Source organism: Streptomyces lycii (genome assembly GCF_009735685.1).
Classification (GTDB): Bacteria; Actinomycetota; Actinomycetes; order Streptomycetales; family Streptomycetaceae; genus Streptomyces; species Streptomyces lycii.
This window is the reverse complement of record NZ_WHPN01000170.1, coordinates 1-3,648: the sequence shown is the minus strand read 5'-3', so window position 1 is coordinate 3,648 and position 3,648 is coordinate 1. Positions and strand designations below refer to the sequence as shown.

Annotated in this window: 6 protein-coding genes; 2 read left to right on the top strand and 4 right to left on the bottom strand. The window is 73.9% G+C overall.

What is annotated here, in order from left to right:
- The 4 genes from GCU69_RS07055 to rimP all read right to left on the bottom strand — a co-directional run.
- On the bottom strand, positions 1 to 186 hold a 186-nt coding region (locus tag GCU69_RS07055; protein WP_156205428.1), incomplete at its 3' end, for a translation initiation factor IF-2 N-terminal domain-containing protein.
- 160 nt (positions 187 to 346) lie between these two features.
- A complete protein-coding gene (locus GCU69_RS07050) occupies positions 347 to 637 on the bottom strand; it encodes a YlxR family protein (protein WP_098749848.1) in 291 nt (96 codons plus the stop codon).
- 89 nt (positions 638 to 726) lie between these two features.
- Positions 727 to 1,737: a transcription termination factor NusA gene (gene nusA / locus GCU69_RS07045; RefSeq protein ID WP_098749842.1), complete on the bottom strand. Its 1,011-nt coding sequence runs from the start codon at positions 1,735 to 1,737 to the stop codon at positions 727 to 729.
- Positions 1,738 to 1,739: 2 nt separating this feature from the next.
- Positions 1,740 to 2,267: a ribosome maturation factor RimP gene (rimP, locus tag GCU69_RS07040; RefSeq protein ID WP_156205427.1), complete on the bottom strand. Its 528-nt coding sequence runs from the start codon at positions 2,265 to 2,267 to the stop codon at positions 1,740 to 1,742.
- Positions 2,268 to 2,596: 329 nt separating this feature from the next.
- On the opposite strand from rimP, the gene GCU69_RS07035 reads away from it, so the two are divergent.
- On the top strand, positions 2,597 to 3,133 hold the full coding sequence (locus GCU69_RS07035; RefSeq protein WP_328629981.1) for a hypothetical protein: 537 nt from the start codon (positions 2,597 to 2,599) through the stop codon (positions 3,131 to 3,133).
- Positions 3,130 to 3,648, top strand: a 519-nt coding sequence (locus GCU69_RS07030; protein WP_156205425.1) for a ferritin-like domain-containing protein, incomplete at its 3' end; no start/stop codon positions are given. The genes GCU69_RS07035 and GCU69_RS07030, both read left to right, overlap by 4 nt.

Here is a 3,648-nt window from a genome sequence, read left to right as displayed (position 1 = left end):
CTTGCCGGCGGCGCGGCCGGAGCCGTTGCCCTGCTGGAAAGCGTCAGTCAGTTTGCGGACTACAGGCGCCTCGATCGTCGAGGACGCCGAACGGACGAATTCGCCAAGTTCTTGGAGCTTGGCCATGACGACCTTGCTCTCGACTCCGAACTCCTTGGCGAGTTCGTATACCCGGACCTTTGCCACTTCGCTCCTTCTGGGTCCGGGTTCCGCCGGACCGTCGCTACTTCATGGGCGTACTCATCGCGTACTCATCGAGTGCTCATCGCAATCTCGACCTACTTCCGACTCGCGAGGTACCTGACCGCACGGTTGTTCCGTGCCGTTCTCTTACGGTGTTGCCTGCTTACGATGTTGCCCGCTCGGCCCGCTGCCCGAGATGAGCGCTCACCGGCGCGGTGTCGAGCGGCCCCCGGCCCCTGAAGGCCCGGGAGAAGGCCCGGCGGCGGACCGCCAGGTCGATGCAGACCGGGACGGGGTGCACATAGGCACCCCGGCCGGGCAGCGTACCGCGCGGGTCGGGGACGCAGGCGTCCCCGACCACCGCGATGCGCAGCAGATCGGTCTTGGCCGCACGCTCCCGGCACCCGATACAGGTGCGCTCGGGGCATGCACGGGCATGCGTCCGGCCAGACACGCTCAAGTCTACCTCCCCGTACCGACCGAACCCCTTTCGGGGTAATGCCCGTACGGCTGTTCGTTATTTCCGGATCGCTGTGGCTTGCGTCACGCCGGGGTCTCCCCCGCCGCCTGCGGCTCCGTGTCGGGACGGATGTCGATGCGCCAGCCCGTGAGCCGGGCGGCCAGGCGGGCGTTCTGCCCTTCCTTGCCGATGGCGAGCGACAGCTGGTAGTCCGGCACGGTCACCCGGGCGGAACGGGCCGCGAGGTCCACGATGTCGACCTTGCTGACCCGGGCGGGCGACAGTGCGTGCGCCACCAGCTCGGCCGGGTCGTCCGACCAGTCGACGATGTCGATCTTCTCGCCGTGCAGCTCCGCCATCACCGCGCGCACCCGGCCGCCCATCGGGCCGATGCACGCCCCCTTGGCGTTCAGCCCGGAGCGGGTGGAACGCACCGCGATCTTGGTGCGGTGGCCCGCCTCGCGCGCGATGGCCGCGATCTCCACGGACCCGTCCGCGATCTCCGGGACCTCCATCGCGAAGAGCTTCTTCACCAGGTTCGGGTGGGTGCGGGAGAGCGTCACGGACGGGCCGCGGACCCCCTTGACCACCCGGACGACATAGGTGCGCAGCCGCGAACCGTGGGTGTAGCTCTCCCCCGGCACCTGCTCCTGCACCGGCAGGATGGCCTCCAGCCTGCCGATGTCGACCAGGACGTTCTTCGGGTCCTTGCCCTGCTGCACCACACCGGCGACGACGTCGCCCTCACGGCCGGCGTACTCGCCGAAGGTGATCTCCTCCTCGGCGTCCCGCAGCCGCTGCAGGATGACCTGCTTGGCGGTCGTCGCCGCGATCCGGCCGAAGCCGGAGGGGGTGTCGTCGAACTCCTGCGGCTCCGCCCCCTCCTCGACGTCGCCGGCGGGCCCGGTGTCCTCCCGCGCCCACACGGTCACATGGCCGGTGTTCCGGTCCAGTTCGACGCGCGCCCGGCGGCGGCTTCCCTCGGTGCGGTGATAGGCGATCAGGAGGGCGGACTCGATCGCCTCGACCAGCAGGTCGAAAGAAATCTCCTTCTCCCGCACCAAACCCCGCAGGGCACTCATGTCGATGTCCACGGCTACGCCTCCTCCTGGCTCTCGTCGTCAGCGGCCGCGGCGTTGCGGTCGGCGGCCTTGCGGTTGAACTCGATCTCCACGCGCGCCTTGGCGATCTCCGGGAAGGAGAGCCGGCGGGCGGTGGGCTTGCGGCCCTTCACGCCCGGCACCTCCAGGTCGAGGCCGTCCTCGTCCACGGAGAGGATCCGGGCGACGAGCTCACCGCCGTCGGCCAGCTGAGCCTTCATCAGACGGCCGGTGGCGCGCCGGTAGTGGCGCAGCTCCGTCAGCGGCCGGTCGGCGCCCGGGGAGGTGACCTCCAGGCGGTACGCGCTCTCGCCCATGGCGTCGGTCTCGTCGAGCCGCTCGGACACCGCGCGGCTGAGCTCCGCGCAGGCGTCCAGCTGGACGCCCTCGTCGGAGTCCACCACGATCCGGAGTACGCGCATCCTCCCGACCGTTGCCACCTCGATCTCCTCCAGATCCAGGTGTCGCGCGGCGACCAGCGGCTCGAGCAGTCCGCGCAGCCTCTCGCTCTGGGTGGTGCTCATCCGGGTGACTCCTCGGCCGCGTGTGCTGTTGTCGGAAGGTCGCGTGTCAGGTCAAAGGGTATCCGGTCGCGGAGGGTGGTGCCGTCCGCCCACCGGGGGGTGGTTCCGCGCGGCCGGCGGCCCGGTCGGCGATTCGGTTGCCGAACGCGGGTACGCTCAAGCGCGGCCGATCACGGCCGTGGCCGGTCAGGGCCGCCCCGCAGGGCTGCCCGGGGGAGCGCACAGGCGCTGCCGCCGGCCGGTCTCCCCGGCCTCGGGCCGTCCCCAGGAGGTGAACCGTGCCGCCCCTCACTCCGCCGCGAGCCCCGTCCGGGCCGCGCAGGAGGTCGTTGCTCGCCGGTGCTCTCGGCGCGGGCACGGCCGCCGTCCTGCTCCCGGCCTGCTCCGGCGGCGGCACGGCGCCGGAGGAGGCGAAGCAGGCGTCGGCGGAGCGCCGGCTGCGCGCCCGCAGCGCCGAGGACTCGCGGACGCTGCTCCGGCGGTACGACGCGACCGCCGAGGCGCATCCGGGGCTCGCCGCGCTGCTGGCCCCGCTGCGCGGCGAAACCGAGCGGCACGCCCGCGCCTTCGAGGACGGGGCCGGCCCGGGAAGCGGGGCCGCCTCCCCGGACGGGCCGTCGGCGCCCGCCCGCGACGGCGGCCCCGCCACCACCGCGCCGGGCCCGGGCCCCGGTGCGGACGGCGGTGCGCCCGACGTGCCCGGGGACGAGAAGGCCGCGCTCGAGGCGCTGGCCGGTGCCGAGCGCCGCGCGGCGGACACCCGCACCGGCGCCCTGACCGGTGCCTCACCCGAACTGGCGAGGCTGCTCGCCTCGGTCGCCGCCTGCGGGGCGGCGCACGCCTACCTGCTGACGGAGGCCTCATGACCGGTGTGACCGGTTCCCGTCCCGCCGCCGGGACGGCCCCGCTCGACGGGTCCCCGCCGCCGGCCGAGGCGCTGGACGCCGTACAGGCGGCGCTGGCGGCCGAGCACGCCGCCGTCTACGGATACGGAGTCGTCGGCGGCCGCATCGGAGACGACCGGCGCAAGGAAGCCCGCGAGGGCTACGACGCGCACCGTGCGCGCCGGGACGGGCTCCACCGCACCGTCCGGGACCTCGGCGGCACCCCGGAGCCGGCGGCGGCCGCCTACCGGCTGCCCTTCCCCGTCCCCGACGCGGCCGCCGCCGAGCGGCTGGCGGCCGAACTGGAGGACCGTCTGGGCGGCGTCTACGCGGATCTCGTCCGGGCCTCCGACGGGGCGCTGCGCCGGGAGGCGGCCGGCGCGCTGCGCGAGGCGGCGGTCCGGGCGGTGCGCTGGCGGGGGCGCAGCGTAGCCTTCCCTGGGCTCACCGAACGGCCGGCGGACCCCGGGGCCTCCTCCGCCCCGTCGCCGGACCGG